At 67.5% G+C, this 255-nt stretch carries 1 protein-coding gene; it reads right to left on the bottom strand.

What is annotated here, in order from left to right:
• Window positions 1-2: 2 nt before the first annotated feature.
• Window positions 3-255 (bottom strand): hypothetical protein (locus AAEY94_RS20770; protein ID WP_350979939.1); only part of this gene is annotated, 253 nt, incomplete at its 5' end.

Genomic DNA, 255 nt, shown 5'->3' with positions numbered 1-255 from the left:
ATCTAATCACAAATAAAACAAAAATCACAATAATCATCAAACACAGTCGCTTCCAGCATCCAAAACCAACACAAACAAACCCCCCCCCCCCCCCCCCCCCCACCCGCCCCCCCCCCCCCCCCCCGCCCCCCCCCCCCCCACCCCCCCGCCCCCCCCCCCCCCACCCCCCCCCCCCCCCACCCCCCGCATTCCCGCCCGCCACGATCCCCGTTCGACTCTGCGCGCATCGACGGGTGCGTGGCCATTAGCTTGTAT

It is taken from the genome of Shewanella sp. AC34-MNA-CIBAN-0136 (genome assembly GCF_040309945.1).
Lineage (GTDB): Bacteria > Pseudomonadota > Gammaproteobacteria > Enterobacterales > Shewanellaceae > Shewanella.
Note: the sequence above shows the minus strand (reverse complement) of the source record. Positions and strands in the feature narration are given on the sequence as shown.